Source organism: Candidatus Rickettsia colombianensi (assembly GCF_003664375.1).
Classification (GTDB): Bacteria; Pseudomonadota; Alphaproteobacteria; order Rickettsiales; family Rickettsiaceae; genus Rickettsia; species Rickettsia tamurae.
In genome coordinates this window covers 54,191-70,662 of sequence record NZ_RAQN01000007.1, presented here as the reverse complement: position 1 = coordinate 70,662, position 16,472 = coordinate 54,191, and the positions used below count along the sequence as shown (strand labels likewise).

Here is a 16,472-nt window from a genome sequence, read left to right as displayed (position 1 = left end):
TAATATGTATACTTCGACACAACACGTTCAGCATCCGAGGACTTACAAAGACATTGCTGCCAATTTTTCAAGTTCTATCTGAGTATATTATTTAGCCTCCGCTTTTGGCGTCCATCTCAGTGAATACTTCTTCCCATGAACCGGTAGTCGCTGCTTTTGAATATTCAGTTGCTCTATTTTCAAAAAAGTTCGTATGTTCGACTCCGTTTAGCATTTCATCAAGCCAAGGAAGCGGGTTATGATTTACCAAATATACATCTTTGAGTCCTAGCTGCATTAAACGACGGTCAGCAATATAACGAATATACTGTCTTACTTCATATGCCGTTAACCCCTCAATACCGCCAACTTCAAAAGCAAGTTCAATAAAGGCATCCTCAAAATGCACAATAGTCGTACAAGCTTCATAAATACGTTTACGCAGCGTTTCCGTCCAAACTTCAGGGTTTTCTCTTACAAAAGTCTTAAACAGAGTAATAATTGAATTAGTATGAAGCGTTTCATCACGCACTGACCAAGCAATAATCTGACCCATACCTTTCATTTTATTAAAACGAGGGAAATTAAGCATGATCGCAAAAGAAGCAAATAGCTGTAATCCTTCAGTAAAAGCTCCAAATACTGCAAGTGTAGTTGCTATATCTTCTTTGGTATCCACTCCGAATTGCTGCATATAATCATACTTGTCTTTCATTTCCTTATATTTAAGAAATGCCGAATATTCTACTTCCGGCATACCTACCGTATCAAGTAAATGTGAATATGCTGCAATATGTACCGTTTCCATATTAGAAAATGCCGATAACATCATTAATATTTCAGTCGGTTTAAATACTCGTGAATAATGCTTCATATAGCAATTATTCACTTCAATATCTGCCTGTGTAAAAAAACGAAATATTTGCGTTAATAGATGTTTTTCCCCTGGAGTTAAGTTATATTTCCAATCTTTAACATCGTCGGCAAGCGGTACTTCTTCCGGTAACCAATGAATTTTTTGTTGAGTGTGCCAAGCTTCATATGCCCATGGATATGAAAACGGTTTATAAATTGGACTTGCATCAAGTAATGACATAATTTTTCTTTTAATTTTTCTATTTCCGTAACTGATAACCCCGTTATTCTTGATATAGTATTTATATCAATTCCCTCAAGTAATGCGTTTTTTGCTGCTTCAATTTCGCTTTCAGCTCTACCTTCGTATACTTACTTTTTTGATTTGGTGTCACATCTATGTATTGTTTCATATTCTATTCTTTTAGCTTTTCTATTTCTTCCGGAGATAATTCTGTAAGCTCAATAATATCTTCTAGCAACATTCCTTTAATTAGCATTTTTTTCTATTTCAATTTTCCCATCAGCTTTCCCCTCATTATATTTACTTTTTTGATTTAACTCTTCCGTTTGAGCAGTAAGCATCGCTTTAATATAATTATCATATTCTGCTTCGCTCCAGTTAAATTGTCCAATAGTTTTATAGGCTGATAATACTACATCTTTTGTATGTTTCGGGGGTTCTTTGGCTCTATCAAATTTAGCCATCATATATAACCAATCATCTTCTAAGCTTTCTAACTCATCTGCTTCTTTGGTAAATTTGTCTAATTCAACAAATACGTAAGACAAGCATTTAAGTTGATACTTACCGTTGCCGACATTAATAGTTTGATGATAGCTAATACATTCTTTTTCCTCGGGTAATGCCTGAAATCCAGAAGTAATTACTACCATTACTACAGGAGCTAGATCAGCATATTCTTTTCCTCTTTTTAATTGCGAAGAAAATGCTATATAACCGTAAAATTGTACTCTTGCTAAAAAGGCATCAGCATAGCCGTTTTGCATCTCAACAATATAAATATTGCCGGAGTTATCTCTAACTTTTACGTCTACTATACTCCTTTTATTCTGCCCTAAATCCGGTACGTGTTCGTTTGAAATATATTCAAGGTCGATAATCCTTAACTCTTCAGGGTAACCTCATAATATTATTGAGAAAGCTTAGTAACCTTGTTTTATCCATAAACAATTTTTTAAATGCTACATCATTTGTTGGGTCTAAATATCTTTGCATAGTTATATTATACTTACTGACAAGCTAAGCATTCTTCGTAGTTACCGGCTTCTGCTAACTTATCGTTTTGTTTCTCTAAGTCTTTAAAATCTGCTTTTGGTACATCATGCGACACTTTATCGGCTCGTTGTATTGACGTGGATCTACAGTAATATAAACTTTTTACTCCTTTTTTCCAGGCTTTAAAATGAATATTATTTAAATATTTCTTACTAATGTTACCCGGTAAAAAGATGTTTAAAGATTGTGCTTGCGTAATGTAAGGAGTACGATCACTTGCCAGTTCAATTAGCCAATTCTGATCAATTTCGTAAGCGGTTTTGAAAACCTGTTTTTCTTCTTCGGATAAAAATGTTAAATGTTGCACTGATCCTTCATGTGTTGCAATCGAAGACCAGACTTGATCATTATTAAATCCTTTCTCTTCTAATAACTTTTCTAAATGTTTGTTACGCACGTTAAAAGAACCGGTTAAAGTCTTTTGTACAAAGCTATTAGCGGCAAACGGCTCTATTCCAGGTGAGGCATTACCTGCTATTACCGAAATTGAGGCGGTAGGTGCTATTGCGGTTTTATTGCTAAATCGTTCATTACTTCCTGCATCTAGAGCATCAGGACATACTCCTTTTTCTTTACCGATTTCTATTGAGGCTCTATCGGCTTCAGCAGATATATATTCAAATATTTTTTTATTCCAAACTTTGGCCATAACAGATTCTATCGGTACTTTTTTCATTTGCAAAAATGAGTGGAAGCCCATTACGCCAAGCCCAACGCTTCGCTCACGCAAAGCCGAATATTTAGCTCTTGCCATAGTATCTGGTGCTTTATTAATAAAGTCTTCTAAAACATTATCAAGGAATAACATAATAGAATGGATAAATTCTTTATCATCTTTCCACTCTTCATAATACTCTAAATTTAAAGAGGAAAGGCAGCAAACAGCAGTTCTTGACTTTCCTAAATGATCAATTCCCGTCGGCAATGTAATTTCGCTACAAAGATTGGACATTTTAACTTGAAGCCCTAATTTTTTATGATGCTCAGGTATGGATTTATTAACACTATCAATAAATAACAAGTAAGGCTCACCTGTTTCTATTCTAGTAGTTAATAATTTAACCCATAAATCTCTTGCTCTAACTTTATTTACGACTTTTTTGGTAGCAGGACTAATAAGGTCAAAATCCGTATTGTTTTCAACGGCTTTCATAAATTCATCGGTTATAGCTATACCGTGATGAATATTAAGAGCTTTACGGTTAACATCCCCACCTGTCGGACGTCTTATATCGATAAATTCTTCAATTTCAGGGTGATTAATAGGCAAATATACAGCCGATGAACCTCGTCTAATAGAACCTTGCGAAATAGCAAGAGTCATAGAATCCATTACTTTAATAAACGGTATAATACCGGATGAATGACCTTTATCACGAATCCCTTCATTAATAGAACGAACATTACCCCAATAACTTCCAATCCCGCCACCGCGTGCAGCAAGCCAAACATTTTCCGTCCATAAATTTACTATATCGTCTAAGCTATCATCGGTCTCATTCAAGAAGCATGAAATAGGAAGCCCCCTGTCCGTTCCGCCGTTACTTAAGATTGGTGTTGCCGGCATAAACCACATTTTACTCATATATTCATATAACTTCTGAACATGCTGTTTATTTTCGGCATAATAACTAGAAACTCTTGCAAATAAATCTTGAAAATCCTCACCTTTCATAAGATATCGATCTCGCAGAATAGCTTTACCGAAAGGAGTAAGTAAATTGTTATGGTTGTTGTTTATAGTTATTTGAAATTTATTTTTTTTAAGTGTGTTCATTATAGGTACTAATGGGTTGTAGGCATTATTTATAATGCTTATTTTGAAAAAAATGACACCATATTCAGTGTATAGAATCTTCACCTAAGTAAACACGAGAATAATAATTTATTCAATATAAATATTTATTTTTTTTTAGATGTTTGACTTGACACAAATCACCCTTGATTACTATATAGAATAGTTTTTACAAATGTTATGCTTTCTTAAGGCACAAGCAGTCTTAATCCTGTGGAAGTAAGGCATCGTTGCGTGGTTCCAAGTTATATTTCTGCATAGGCATAAGTTTAAGGATCGATTCCATCTCTGTCATCCCGTGATCAAGTCACAGCGTAACAGAAAGAAAACCGATCCATGCAACAAGACCTTATCTATGCGGGAATAACGTTAAAGGCATTCTCCATCATTCGTATTAAGACCTATCGGTGTAACCTCATCCTTATATTCAACAATAAACGATGAAACAAATTTACGTGGTGTGTCGGCCACTATCCAATCAACTTCTACAACATAATATCCTGGATCTCTGTCTGGAAAAGTCACTTCAATCGTTTTAGAAGGAGCTAATGTATGATCCCAGTAAGGGAATTTATCAGAAAGTTCACTATAAATTTCTTCTAAATCGTCGTGTTTCAGTCTATTTTCAAAGGTAAACTCATATTTAATATAAATTTATGATATTTTTCCCACAGAATTATTAGCTTGTTATAAATAGAAATATAATCGACTATTATAGTAATAATAATACTTTTATTTTTTCAGAGTATAAAAATGGCTACTAAAATAGCAATAAGTCAATTTAAGTCTCATTGTCTTGAAATAATAGAAAAATTACAAACAGATAAGGAATCTATTATAATTACCAAAGAGATAGGGAAGTAGCACAAATATTACCTATAAATACTAAAAAGATCTCAATATTTGGTATGCTAAAAAACAAAACCGAGATAAAAGCGGATATATTAGAACCAATAGAAGAAATAATGGAATGCAGAACATTAATAATGGTTTAGTACTAGATACCCATGTTTTATTGTGGTCACTATTACAACCTGAAGAATTATCAGAACAAATAAAACACAAAATCAATTTAGCTCAAGAAAATTCACAATTATTCCAAGTTCTATCTCATTATGGGAAATAGCTATGCCTAACTTTAAAAAGCGTATTAATATTTACGAACCTATAAAGGACTTTCTAAACTCTATAACAAATATCAACGGATTATCTATTAAAGATATTTTTCTGGAGATTGCTGCTAAAAGCATTTCTCTTATGGATGATTTTCATGGTGCCCCAACTGATAGAATTATTGTAGCAACAGTAAAATGTCTTAGAGCTACTCTACTTACTAGAGATCAAAAAATTCTTAACTGGGCTAAGTTAGGACATAATCTATCTAGGTTCTGTACGCTTTTGATTAATGATTATAATTATGAGATATTTTTAAGCGAAAATTAATAAGATTTTTGTAGTAATAGTTGTTCCTATTTCAAAAAAATCTTATAATTTGCAGCTAAAAAGAGTCATAATTATGATTAAATATTAAAAGTGTGCAGAACCTCAACACAATAACAATTGATTATTTCCTCAATATCCAATAAAATCCTTTTTAAAATTTAAATATAAAAAGTAATGTATAATACTGATGTTGTAATAATAGGTGCCGGTCCGGTTGGATTATTTGCAGTTTTTCAAGCAGGAATGCTTGGCATAAAATGTCATGTTATTGATGCACAAGAAGTTATTGGCGGTCAGTGTATTATCCTATATCCTGAAAAGCCTATTTACGATATACCGGCATATCCTAAAATTGCAGCAGAAGAGCTAATAAAACAATTAGAGCTTCAAGCAGCTCCTTTTAAGCCTGTATATCACTTAAATCAGCAAGCTATAGAGCTAAATAAACAAGATGATTTTTTCGAAATTAAAACCTCAAAAAACACTCTTATTAAAAGCAAAGTTATTATTATTGCAGCAGGAGCAGGTTCATTCGGACCGAATAAACCGCCCCTTGCAAATATTGAAGATTTTGAAAGCAAGTCGGTTTTTTATTTCATCAATGATAAAAGCAAATTTGCGGGTAAAAATATAGTTATAGCAGGCGGCGGGGATTCGGCTGTTGACTGGGCTATTTCTCTTTCGGAGATTGCAAATAAAATATATTTAGTACATAGGCGGGATAAATTTACGGCTGCCCCTGAAAGCGTAAGGCAATTAAGGCATATTGCAGAAACCGGTAAAATCGAGTTAGTAACCGGTTATCAATTAAATGCTTTAGATGGTAATAATAGTGAACTTCAATCGGTTATAGTTAAAGATCTACAAAATAATACTCGCAAATTGGATGCCAATATATTACTACCTTTTTTTGGTTTAAAACAAGATCTGGGTAGTTTAGCAAATTGGGGTTTAAATGTTAAGCTTCACCATATTGAAGTAGATAATTCCTATTATCAAACTAATATAGAAGGTATTTACGCTATTGGTGATATTGCTCATTATGCTGGTAAACTTAAACTGATTCTTACCGGTTTTGCCGAAGCAGCAAGTAGCCTTCATCATGCTTATAGTAGAGTATTTGACGGCAAGGCTCTACATTTTGAGTATTCTACCACAAAATATACTCGATGAACTTTAAAAATTGGCTACGTCGTTCTACAAGTTCTGCGGTGCTCACGTATTATTATACGCTCCGCTCATCGCCTTGTGAACTCCTTGCTCTTTTTAAAGTTGATCTTCGTAATCAATATTTCATTTATCAAGGGTATATAGTGAATAATATAATTGACGGTAAAGCGTTAGCAAATGAGATACTAGCAGACTTAAAGCTAGAAATTCAAGAACTTAAAAGCCAAACCAACACTTCACCGAAGCTTGCTATAGTATTAGTAGGCGATAATCCGGCAAGCATTATTTATGTAAAAAATAAAATAAAAAATGCACATAAAATAGGAATCGATACTTTATTAGTAAATCTATCTACTACTATTTATACAGATGATTTAATATCGAAAATCAACGAGTTAAACCTTGATAACGAGATTTCGGGAATTATAGTTCAGCTTCCTTTGCCAAGCTCCATAGATAAAAATAAAATTTTATCGGCAGTATCACCTTCTAAAGATATCGATGGTTTCCACCCTTTAAATGTCGGTTACTTACATAGCGGGATTAGTCAAGGCTTTATCCCCTGCACCGCCCTTGGTTGTCTTGCAGTTATAAAAAAATACGAACCTAATTTAACCGGTAAAAACGCTGTAATTATCGGACGCTCAAATATAGTAGGAAAACCTTTAAGTGCTTTACTGTTAAAAGAAAATTGCAGTGTTACTATTTGCCATTCCAAATCACAAAACTTAAGCTCTATTACTTCTAAAGCCGATATTGTCGTTGCCGCAATAGGTTTGCCTTTAAAATTAACTGCAGAATATTTTAATCCTGAATCTATAGTAATTGATGTAGGCATTAATAGAATTAGCGGCAATAAAATTATCGGTGATGTTGATTTTGAAAATGTTAAATCTAAAGTAAAATATATTACTCCCGTCCCAGGCGGCATCGGACCGATGACTATTGCGTTTTTACTTAAAAATACGGTTAAGGCATTTAAGGATTCTTATAATACATATGTCATTCCCGTGTAGAATAGGCCTTGTTGCATGGATACCGAGTTGTCATTGCGAGCAGCCGTAGGCTGCGTGGCAATCTCATGAAATAATAACAAACTCCTGAGATTGCTTCGTCAATTGCTATGCAAATTCCTCGCAATGACGGATAAACCGATCCATGCAACAAAGCCCCTAGAAAAACATTAAGATTATTCTATATTATAAATACTCGCAAGTTTTACATAATTTCTTACGTTATCTTGCATATATTCTAAATCTTGATCGGTTAAATATCTAACAAATTTTGCAGGAGATCCCATCCATAATTCTTTAGATTTAATTATCTTCTTTGGCAGGATAAGACTTCCTGCAGCAATAAAAGCATATTCTTCTATTACTGCATAATCCATTATCGTAGTACTCACACCGATAAAAGCATTATTATGTATTGTGCAGGCATGAATAAGAGAGAGATGACCTATAGTTATATTATCGCCTATTTCTACCGGTCCGTTAAATCTTGAAGTATGAATTACACTACCGTCTTGCACGTTAGTATTATTTCCTATTTTTATCGATTCAACGTCGCCTCTAAGAACCGTATTAAACCAAATGCTTGAATTACTACCTATTTCAACATCTCCTATTAAAGAGCTGCTTTCGACAATATATGCACTTTTATCGATTCTTGGCGTAACTCCTTTATAAGGGATAATAAGCATTAATTATAATCTACCCAAGAAATATTACCGTCTTTACGATAATAAACTATATTGATACGATCATTATTGATATTTTTAAATACTACCGCAGATAAATCTTCTAAATCCATTTTCATTACCGCTTCTTTTACTGATAATTTTAATATTTCTACAGGCTTTTCAGCGATAATTGCCGGATTATCATTATCTTCAGAGTTAGAGGCTTCACTATCAGATTGCGGATTAATAATATATTTGGTACCTTCGTAAGCAATTTCTGATATTTTTACTTTACCCGCATGATGATTTTTGAATTTTGATTTATATTTTCTAAGCTGTTTTTCTAGTTTTGACATAGCTTTATCAAAAGCTACATATATATCGTTACAACTATCATTACTTTTGACTATATTATGTTTACCTGAACCATATTTTACTATAATATCACATTTAAAGTTAATTCCCTCTTTTGAAAAACGTATATCTATATTTATTATATCGGTAAAATATTTTTTAACGACTTGCGTAGCCCTCTCTTTTGAATATTCTTGTAAGCTATTACCGATTGAAATATGTTGAGCTGAAACTGAAATAATCATAAATAACCTTTATAATCTGAAATAATTTAATATATAGGCGTTACTAAGTAACACCTATACAATTAATTTATATTTAGAGTAATTTCAAGTTTTATTACAAATTAATTTATTTAAACTTTAGCAGTAAAGTTTGGGACGCTTATCTTTAATTTTGTTGTGATTTAATTAGTTTTTTAGCAGTCTTTCTTACATAATTAGGCTCAATACCGATTTCTAAGCAGGTAGCATTAAAATTTTCATTATTTTCAAAAAGCCACTTTTTAGCATTATATTCTGCTTTTGTTGACTCTTTCTTGGTAGAAGTATTAGTTGCATCTATTATTGCCTGCATAATAATAGCACTTCTAAGAGCAATATCGGGTATAGGATTATAAAGTTTAATACGCTCAAAAGGAGTAGTTAATTTAATGACATATGGTTTAGTCATATAAAACCTCTAATAATTATTAATAAAGTAAGGTTTTGTTAATATAGATGTAACCAATAGATTTTTCTTTTTTAACAAAGTCCTTTAAAATATAATAATTTTCAAGGCTTCAACTAATAGTGACTAATTTAGATTAATAGAAATATCTATTGATTATAATATTAGGAATAAGCTATAAAATCTAAACGTTAGGTTCTGTATATTTTTTGATAAAATAAGATATTTTACTCTTGCAGAAATAGAAGAATTGTTATATATGTTGTTATCTCTTTATGTATAAGGGGATGTAGCTCAGTTGGTTAGAGCGTCTGCCTGTCACGCAGAAGGTCGCGGGTTCGAGTCCCGTCATTCTCGCCAAGCCCTTTCAGGGTTTCGGGGCTTCCCTTCGTTTTCTAAAAAATCCATATGCTCCTTTTATGTTCCAAAATGTCTAATTTTTATATTAAACTCTTGTAAATACCGTTTAAATATTATAAAAAAACCAACTGATATATAATCATTAAAGCAACTTCAACTCATTTATTCACACTTTTAGTTAAATTTCTATTGCATTCTTAAAACTCTTTATTATGATTCTGGCTATAGCTCATTTTTAACAAAATATTAAAATTTATAGGATTTAATAAGGATATAAATATGAAAGAACTAATAGAATTTCTAGAAAAAAGAGGGAGCCGGCAAGCAGATAGTTTAAGAAAAGGTGATACTAGATTTTCTAACTGCCTCGTTACGATTAGTAAACAGTTTTTAAAATTGATTTTTATCATTGAGATAGGATCAAAAGTATTGGTTATGTATTTATTATCTTCACTTTTGTTAGATGGAATTAATTTTTCTGCTTCAAACTCAAAAAACCTAGATAAATTGATTAATAATATATGAGCGTATAAAGCGTATAATTCTTGTTTAATACCTCTAGCTGATTTTGCATGAAAATCTTCTATTTCTATAAACCTCTTTGAGATTTTATAAAGTTCTTTTATACTCCATCTAGAGTGATAAATTTCATAAAAACATTCTTTGGGAAAAATATACTTATCTGTTAGAGTTGTAGCATATATATAAGTTGTATCATTTATTTTATGTTTAATTAAGCGTACCTTTAGCGGTCTAAATTTTAAATTATAACCATCCTTCTTTAGATCATGCATAACAGTTGTAGATGGCATATAATCTATAGTACTATCTTCTTGATCTGTTTCTATAAAATTCATAATCTCATTATTGGTATTATTTCTAATACCAAAAGGTATTCTAAAAATAACATGACAATTTTGTTCTATGATTTTATAAAGCATTAAGTAACTAAAATATCCCCTATCCAGTACTACAATATCTTTACTACCTAACTGTTGAATGTGTTCTAGAGCAGATAATCTTTCATTCAAATGTGCTTGCAAACTAAAGTCATATACCACCTTTTCTTGTATGTTATAAAGACAACTCATTAAACCTGGTGGATAGTAATTACCTTGATCTGCTGAACACACTATAAATCCTTCATTAATTAATTCTCTTGGTAAACTTACCCTTGATCCATCTATTGTAAATATTCTATAACCCTTTCAATTTGGTAAATCTTGAATCTTGTGCCAAAGAACCAATAAATTTTGATTCAATTCTATAAAAACATCTTCTGGTAATTTTTGTCTTGCCTCACATAATGAAGATGCAGCTACTGTTTTAGTTTAGGGTAATATAATATTTTTATCTAAACATGACTCCCAAAATTGAATAAGACTACTATACCATACCCTTGTTTATTATAACTTTGTACTAGTTTAAATAAAAATGTTACTAATATTTGTGTATTTAATACTCGTTTTCTTGTTTGCCACTTAGAATCAAATTTATCACTTACTTTTTTAAATATTTCGTTGACTTCAGACCAAAAAATTAATGATTTTGCTACCTCCATCTCAATATTCCTCTCTTTGTTATTACAATGAAAGTCATTATATCATATTTTTTATCTTAACCGAATGCCATTGACTATAGGTCGCGGTCATTATTACAACTTTTTTAATGTCGCTTTGTTGTCTTATAATGGCTAATTTAAAATACTAAAATTATTAGTATTTTAAGTTGTTTTTATGGACCCCGTGGTCAAGCCACGGGGTGACACAGTAGATTTTACCAACCCACACAACAATACCTGTTCACATTTAATAGTTTATTTAGTTACTATATTAACAAGTTCATATCCCATTATAAGCATTCCGACAATTACGCATATAATAATTAGATATTGTTTTTGCAATTCAGGATAATAAAACTTATTTATCTTTGCTTTATATAACAGATAAACCGGTAATAAAATTGCAATAATTACAAGAATCATACCGGCAAATCCTAAAATTGTAATAAAAGCATTAGGTACTACTACTGCTACAATATAAGCCGGTAATATAGTAACAATAGAAGCGGTCATATTACGAACTACTACATTCGGTATCGAATTCATAAACATAGTTTTAAGGGAATCACATAGCCCTACTCCTACTCCGAGTATCGATGTAGCGACAGCAAAAGTTGAAATTATCCAAACTAATAATTGTACGGACTGCCATTTTGCTATATTACTTAATTCCTTAATTAAATCTCCGACTTCTACATTACTTGTAATCATTTGTTGATAAAATGTTGGATTATTATGATGTACTACAATAAGAATACTACAAGTCCAAATTATATATACTATTGCAGGAATTAAGCTTCCAAATAAAAACGCCGTCTTTAGCATTTTTGTTACAATAATTAGTTAAGGTATGGAAGATTACTTGGAAACCAAATGAAGTAAAAACTACCGGAGTTACTACACCCCATATAGATATTTCATTATAATTTGGTGAGAATAAAGGTAAATTATCCCACTGAATCATAGAAACAAGTCCAATAAAATTGCAATTATTATAAGCAATCCGATAAATAGCAGTCGATTTATATAATCTACTAACTTTAGAGGTAATAATAATATTAGAATGCTAATAATAACATACCATGCTCCTATATAAGTTGACTTGTATCTAAAGCTAATAACTTCTGTAATATTGAAGAGCCTCCGTATATAAATACTGCAAGTAAAGCATATGAAAGGAGCTTAAGGCTTATCGTACCGATGATTTGAGCAGTATGTCCTGAAAAATATTTTCCCAATGCTCCAAGTGTTAAGCCTTTACCCGCTTGAAGATTAAGCTCTAGGTTAATTAAAGAAGTATAATACATTATAAACCAAATTATAAACATCAATAACTAGGTATTATACCTAATTTTGCTAATACCATAGGTAGTGCTATCATCATACCGCTACCTATACAAGTACCTGAAATTAACAGGATTGAACCAATAAGTTTTTGCATAATTTAATGAAGTTGAGATTAAAGAAAAGGACTTAATTTTTGCTAAAAAGAAAATCAGCTAAAAAAAGAAGATAAGAATTTTAAAGAATAAAAAGTTTTGATAAGTAAAATTAACATTCGTATAATTTTGTTAAAATATATGTTATAGTATAATTATATTAATAATTTATGTCAAATTATTAATATTGCTTTTTAAGGGTATTTTTATATATTCTTATTGAAATTTACTATATCTAAAAATGCATAGATTAGCCAAAATAATTAGTAATGCAGGAATCTGTTCTAGGCGTGATGCTGAAAAGCTGATAGCTGAAGGGCAGGTAAAAGTAGATGGCATTACAATTTTATCACCGGCTACAAATGTTGATATTAGTAATCAAATTGAAGTATCAGGCATATTAATCAATCAATCGCAAACACCAAGACTTTGGATTTATTACAAGCCTGTCGGTTTAATTACTACTCACAAAGATCCCTTATCTCGTAAAATGGTGTTTGAACAGCTAACCGGTTTACCTCGTGTTATTTCAATAGGTAGGCTGGATTTAAATAGCGAAGGTTTGTTATTACTAACTAATAGTGGCGATTTAGCTCGTCAGTTTGAGCTACCCTCAAGTAGGTTAAAGCGAGTATATCATGTTAGGGCATATGGGAAGTCTGATATTCTACTAAAAAGCAATTATAAAAATTTAGAAATTGACGGGATATTTTATAATCCTCATTCAATAAAATTACTTAAGCAAAATAAGAGTAATTCTTGGTTTGAAGTAGTTTTATTTGAAGGGAAAAATCGTGAAATTAGAAGAATATTCAAGTATTTTGGACTAAAAGTTAACAAGTTAATTAGGATTCAATATGGTAGTTTTACAATAGGTAATCTAAAACCCGGAGATTATAAAGAAATAAATAATAAAATACTGGAAAAATAATTTAGTAATGTGTTATTATTAATGTATTTTAACTAAGAAAACATATGACAAATCTTAATATATATAAATGTGAAGAAAAAGACTTAAACGATTATCTTGGTTATATAAAAAATAACCCTAATGTCTCACTAAATGATTTTATCAAAAATAAATATTTCGCTGAAGATAATGATAAAATTATCATTACCAGTTTAGAAAATATGGAAATTAACGCAGATTTAGCAAATGCTAATTTCCAAGGTACAATACTAACAGATGCCGTATTTAATAATTGTGACTTAACAAATACCATATTATGTGATTCAGACTTAACAAATGTAAAATTTAATGATTGTACATTTATCGGTACCGACTTTAGGGGAGCAAATCTTCATTATACAGATTTTAATTATGAAGATAATGATGAGGGCAAAATTCCTAATCTAAAAGATACAATACGCGATATAAAACTATCTTTTTCAAATCTTGAAAGATTAAATAAATATATAGATAAAGATTTAGAAAAAGAACGTATTAAAGAAATAGTTGTAGATGAAGTTACGAAGAAAAAGAAATATATTCTAGCTACAGAAGACGAAGAAACTTTACATACAGTTAAATCAAGAGAGTTAAAAACTAAGCAAGAAGAGTTAGAAACTCTAAAGCAAAACTTAGATAATCCTGGGATTGCTACTAATCTTTTAAATGCTTTTTGGAATAGCGCAGAAACTATTGCTCAAAACCGACAAAACGAACTAGAAAAAATCAATAAGCTACAGCATGAAGTAAATAAATTAGAAACTGAAGTATATGCTTTAGATAATCTTAGAATGTTCTGCGGTAACGGTCTTGTAGATATTTTTGAGCAGTTAAAAGACGAAAAAATACAAATAAAACTAGATTCTTCATATGTTATAGGTTCGACTGCCAAAGAACGAGATATACCGAAAGAATATATAAAATTAACTTCTCAAGAATTTGATCTATATTTAGCTGAAGCAGCGAAACAATCTAACACAAAATTATCTCTTACCGATTTTGTTAGAAAACAAAAAAATCTTTCAAAAGATACACATGTAATCCCTGATCTTTCAGAAATCGATTTATCAGGTAAAACCCTTACTAATCTTAACCTGAAGAATACATTATTTGCTTCAGCTAATTTAGAAAATATTAAAATCTCAAATTGTAATTTAGATTTTACTAATTTTGAAGGAGCTAATTTACAAAATGCCGTTTTTCAAAATGTTACAGCTCGTAACACAGGATTTCTTTTTGCTGATCTTAAAAATAGCAAAATTGAAAATAGTGATATGTCGAGAGCTTACATGCCTAAAGTAGATTTATCTGAAGCAGAGGTAACAAATAGCAAATTTAATGCAGTTATGATGGTTAATGCCGATGCCGAAAAGTTAATTATTAAAGATTCAGAATGGAAAAATTCTAATCTTACCGGTATATCGCTTGCTTATGCAGATATGCAAAGAGTTCAAATGCAGGGAGTAGTTTTAAATAATGCACTTCTAGATCAAGTAAATATCGTTTCTACTGATCTTGAAAATGCTTTTATGAATAAAACACATGCATTAGAAGCAAAATTTAAAGAGCAATGTAACATGCAAGGCATAACTGCAAGGAATGCCTATTTTAGCGATGCTGAATTTGAGAATATATTATCTTTAAAAGAGGCTGACTTAAGAGAAGCTATAATGCAGCGTGTTAAACTTAAGAACGCTGATTTAACAAAAGCAAAGCTTGATAAAGCAAAGCTTGAATATGCCGATCTTACAAACGCTACGCTTACTAATGCAACCGCACAATTTGCTAAGTTAAGTAATGCTACTTTAGAAAAAGCAGAAGCCGAAGGATTAAATATTTCAGATGCTATTGCTAAAAATATTAATGCTAAGGAAGCTAACTTTAAAAATGCAATTATGCAGCGTGCCGATCTTACTAAAGCCAATTTCACTAAAGCAGTACTGGAAAATGCTGATATGCAAGCAATGGAAGCAGCCGAGGCTATATTTAAAGAAGCAAATCTAAAACAAGCGAATCTAAAAGCAGCAAATCTAGCTGAAATTAATAAAGAAGGAGCAGATTTTGATAAAGCAAAAATCGACGATGCTACAAAGATGCATGATACTAAAGGTGAGGCTAAAGGTGAGGCTAAAGGGAATTTAGATCATCAAGATAAAGACGGTAAAAAAACATCTGTCAATGTTAACGAACATGCTAAATTACAAGATAAAATTCATGCAAGAGAGAAAAGCGGTTGGTTTCTGAAAACCGGAGTAGGACAGTCTTGTACAAAAATTGCTAAAATTACTACATCAAAAATTAGCAGCGTAACAAATTTCTTAGTAAGTAAAAAATTTTTAGTAGGGCTTGCCGTAGTAGCGGGGCTTGCAGTAGCAGCTGCACCTTTCGTAGCAATGCCTGTGTTATTAGTCACCGGCACGGCCCTTGCTACTAAAACTGTCATTCTAGGAGCAGGTATTTTAGCTGGAGGGCTAGTCGCTACCGGAACTTATAAACTTACTCAAAAACTTTTACGCAATCTTCAGAAATCATTTGAAAATTTGACTAGCAGTATAGATAAATATATCTCACCGCCTCCTGAAAATATTGATGAATTAGTAACAGAAAAACAACAAGCAAGACAAAAAGCTGAGACAGAAAAATCTAAAGAAAGGGAAGAAAATTTAAATAATGTAAATAATAATATTGATAAAGCTAAAGAACAAGATATTTTAAAACAAGCACAAACTAATTTAAACCAAGAAACGCAAAAAGTAGAAATAAAAGAAAAGAAAGATAAAACTGTAGAAAAACAACAAACAAAATCTAATACATTCGTAGCAAAGTTTAAGCCTAACACTAAAGGCAAAGGATTTGCTGAAAAAATAAAAGTCGAACAAAAAAATCAAGGTCAACAAAAGAGCATATAACTAAATAA

Annotated in this window: 14 protein-coding genes, 1 tRNA gene and 4 pseudogenes; 8 read left to right on the top strand and 11 right to left on the bottom strand. The window is 31.3% G+C overall.

What is annotated here, in order from left to right:
* Positions 1–91 precede the first annotated feature (91 nt).
* The 4 genes from D6968_RS01935 to D6968_RS05740 all read right to left on the bottom strand — a co-directional run bounded on the left by D6968_RS01935 (position 92) and on the right by D6968_RS05740 (position 4,454).
* Entirely contained in the window at positions 92–1,075 is a 984-nt protein-coding gene (locus tag D6968_RS01935; RefSeq protein WP_032138612.1) for a ribonucleotide-diphosphate reductase subunit beta, read from the bottom strand.
* 248 nt (positions 1,076–1,323) lie between these two features.
* The gene (locus tag D6968_RS01930; RefSeq protein ID WP_245969101.1) at positions 1,324–1,941 is read right to left on the bottom strand and encodes an Rpn family recombination-promoting nuclease/putative transposase; all 618 of its coding nucleotides are present in this window, start codon (positions 1,939–1,941) and stop codon (positions 1,324–1,326) included.
* A 146-nt stretch (positions 1,942–2,087) separates the two neighbouring features.
* Complete coding sequence (locus D6968_RS01925) at positions 2,088–3,911, bottom strand: ribonucleoside-diphosphate reductase subunit alpha (protein WP_121543030.1); 1,824 nt, start codon at positions 3,909–3,911, stop codon at positions 2,088–2,090.
* Positions 3,912–4,298: 387 nt separating this feature from the next.
* A complete protein-coding gene (locus D6968_RS05740; RefSeq protein ID WP_008580442.1) occupies positions 4,299–4,454 on the bottom strand; it encodes a hypothetical protein in 156 nt (51 codons plus the stop codon).
* Positions 4,455–4,682: 228 nt separating this feature from the next.
* Between D6968_RS05740 and D6968_RS01915 the strand changes: the two are divergent.
* From D6968_RS01915 to folD, 5 genes and pseudogenes are all read left to right on the top strand, one after another.
* Positions 4,683–4,913 (top strand): annotated as a pseudogene (locus D6968_RS01915) (type II toxin-antitoxin system Phd/YefM family antitoxin).
* Positions 4,900–5,055 (top strand): PIN domain-containing protein, encoded by a 156-nt coding sequence (locus tag D6968_RS05735; protein WP_245969065.1) that lies wholly within the window; start codon positions 4,900–4,902, stop codon positions 5,053–5,055. The pseudogene D6968_RS01915 and the gene D6968_RS05735 overlap by 14 nt, the downstream one beginning before the upstream one ends.
* 2 nt (positions 5,056–5,057) lie before the next feature.
* Complete coding sequence (locus tag D6968_RS05730) at positions 5,058–5,372, top strand: PIN domain-containing protein (protein ID WP_245969063.1); 315 nt, start codon at positions 5,058–5,060, stop codon at positions 5,370–5,372.
* A gap of 174 nt (positions 5,373–5,546) precedes the next feature.
* The gene (locus tag D6968_RS01905; protein ID WP_121543028.1) at positions 5,547–6,545 is read left to right on the top strand and encodes an NAD(P)/FAD-dependent oxidoreductase; all 999 of its coding nucleotides are present in this window, start codon (positions 5,547–5,549) and stop codon (positions 6,543–6,545) included.
* 140 nt (positions 6,546–6,685) lie between these two features.
* Entirely contained in the window at positions 6,686–7,558 is an 873-nt protein-coding gene (gene folD / locus D6968_RS01895) for a bifunctional methylenetetrahydrofolate dehydrogenase/methenyltetrahydrofolate cyclohydrolase FolD (protein ID WP_121543026.1), read from the top strand.
* 173 nt (positions 7,559–7,731) lie between these two features.
* On the opposite strand, the gene D6968_RS01890 is transcribed toward folD, so the two are convergent.
* The 3 genes and pseudogenes from D6968_RS01890 to D6968_RS01880 form a co-directional block, all read right to left on the bottom strand.
* Positions 7,732–8,244, bottom strand: a complete 513-nt coding sequence (locus tag D6968_RS01890; protein WP_121543024.1) for a gamma carbonic anhydrase family protein — start codon at positions 8,242–8,244, stop codon at positions 7,732–7,734.
* Positions 8,244–8,822 carry a ribosome hibernation-promoting factor, HPF/YfiA family gene (gene hpf, locus D6968_RS01885; RefSeq protein WP_121543022.1) on the bottom strand — a complete coding sequence of 193 codons (579 nt, stop codon included), beginning with the start codon at positions 8,820–8,822 and terminating at the stop codon, positions 8,244–8,246. Before hpf ends, D6968_RS01890 begins: the two co-directional genes overlap by 1 nt.
* 117 nt (positions 8,823–8,939) lie before the next feature.
* A pseudogene (locus D6968_RS01880) lies at positions 8,940–9,249 on the bottom strand (hypothetical protein).
* A gap of 280 nt (positions 9,250–9,529) precedes the next feature.
* On the opposite strand from D6968_RS01880, the gene D6968_RS01875 reads away from it, so the two are divergent.
* A tRNA-Asp gene (locus D6968_RS01875) sits at positions 9,530–9,606 on the top strand.
* Positions 9,607–9,803: 197 nt separating this feature from the next.
* Here the strand turns inward: D6968_RS01875 and D6968_RS01870 are convergent.
* The 4 genes and pseudogenes from D6968_RS01870 to D6968_RS06220 all read right to left on the bottom strand — a co-directional run bounded on the left by D6968_RS01870 (position 9,804) and on the right by D6968_RS06220 (position 12,548).
* Complete coding sequence (locus D6968_RS01870) at positions 9,804–10,802, bottom strand: transposase (protein WP_121543018.1); 999 nt, start codon at positions 10,800–10,802, stop codon at positions 9,804–9,806.
* A gap of 158 nt (positions 10,803–10,960) precedes the next feature.
* Positions 10,961–11,167, bottom strand: a complete 207-nt coding sequence (locus tag D6968_RS01865; protein ID WP_121543016.1) for a hypothetical protein — start codon at positions 11,165–11,167, stop codon at positions 10,961–10,963.
* Positions 11,168–11,527: 360 nt separating this feature from the next.
* Positions 11,528–12,170: pseudogene (locus D6968_RS06225) on the bottom strand (aromatic amino acid transport family protein); the annotation flags it as partial.
* A gap of 85 nt (positions 12,171–12,255) precedes the next feature.
* Positions 12,256–12,548, bottom strand: a pseudogene (locus D6968_RS06220) (aromatic amino acid transport family protein).
* Between the two features lie 299 nt (positions 12,549–12,847).
* Between D6968_RS06220 and D6968_RS01840 the strand changes: the two are divergent.
* Both D6968_RS01840 and D6968_RS01835 read left to right on the top strand, forming a co-directional pair.
* On the top strand, positions 12,848–13,537 hold the full coding sequence (locus D6968_RS01840; protein WP_121543008.1) for a pseudouridine synthase: 690 nt from the start codon (positions 12,848–12,850) through the stop codon (positions 13,535–13,537).
* A 44-nt stretch (positions 13,538–13,581) separates the two neighbouring features.
* Positions 13,582–16,464, top strand: coding sequence for a pentapeptide repeat-containing protein (locus tag D6968_RS01835; protein ID WP_121543006.1), 2,883 nt, complete (start codon positions 13,582–13,584; stop codon positions 16,462–16,464).
* Positions 16,465–16,472: the final 8 nt, after the last annotated feature.

Coding starts and splice junctions, on each gene's coding strand:
- D6968_RS01905 (WP_121543028.1), top strand. CDS start 5,547: ATGTATAATACTGATGTTGTAATAATAGGTGCCGGTCCGGTTGGATTA.
- D6968_RS05735 (WP_245969065.1), top strand. CDS start 4,900: ATGCAGAACATTAATAATGGTTTAGTACTAGATACCCATGTTTTATTG.
- D6968_RS05730 (WP_245969063.1), top strand. CDS start 5,058: ATGCCTAACTTTAAAAAGCGTATTAATATTTACGAACCTATAAAGGAC.
- D6968_RS01925 (WP_121543030.1), bottom strand. CDS start 3,911: ATGAACACACTTAAAAAAAATAAATTTCAAATAACTATAAACAACAAC.
- D6968_RS01935 (WP_032138612.1), bottom strand. CDS start 1,075: ATGTCATTACTTGATGCAAGTCCAATTTATAAACCGTTTTCATATCCA.
- D6968_RS01865 (WP_121543016.1), bottom strand. CDS start 11,167: ATGGAGGTAGCAAAATCATTAATTTTTTGGTCTGAAGTCAACGAAATA.
- D6968_RS01890 (WP_121543024.1), bottom strand. CDS start 8,244: ATGCTTATTATCCCTTATAAAGGAGTTACGCCAAGAATCGATAAAAGT.
- D6968_RS01840 (WP_121543008.1), top strand. CDS start 12,848: ATGCATAGATTAGCCAAAATAATTAGTAATGCAGGAATCTGTTCTAGG.
- D6968_RS01835 (WP_121543006.1), top strand. CDS start 13,582: ATGACAAATCTTAATATATATAAATGTGAAGAAAAAGACTTAAACGAT.
- hpf (WP_121543022.1), bottom strand. CDS start 8,822: ATGATTATTTCAGTTTCAGCTCAACATATTTCAATCGGTAATAGCTTA.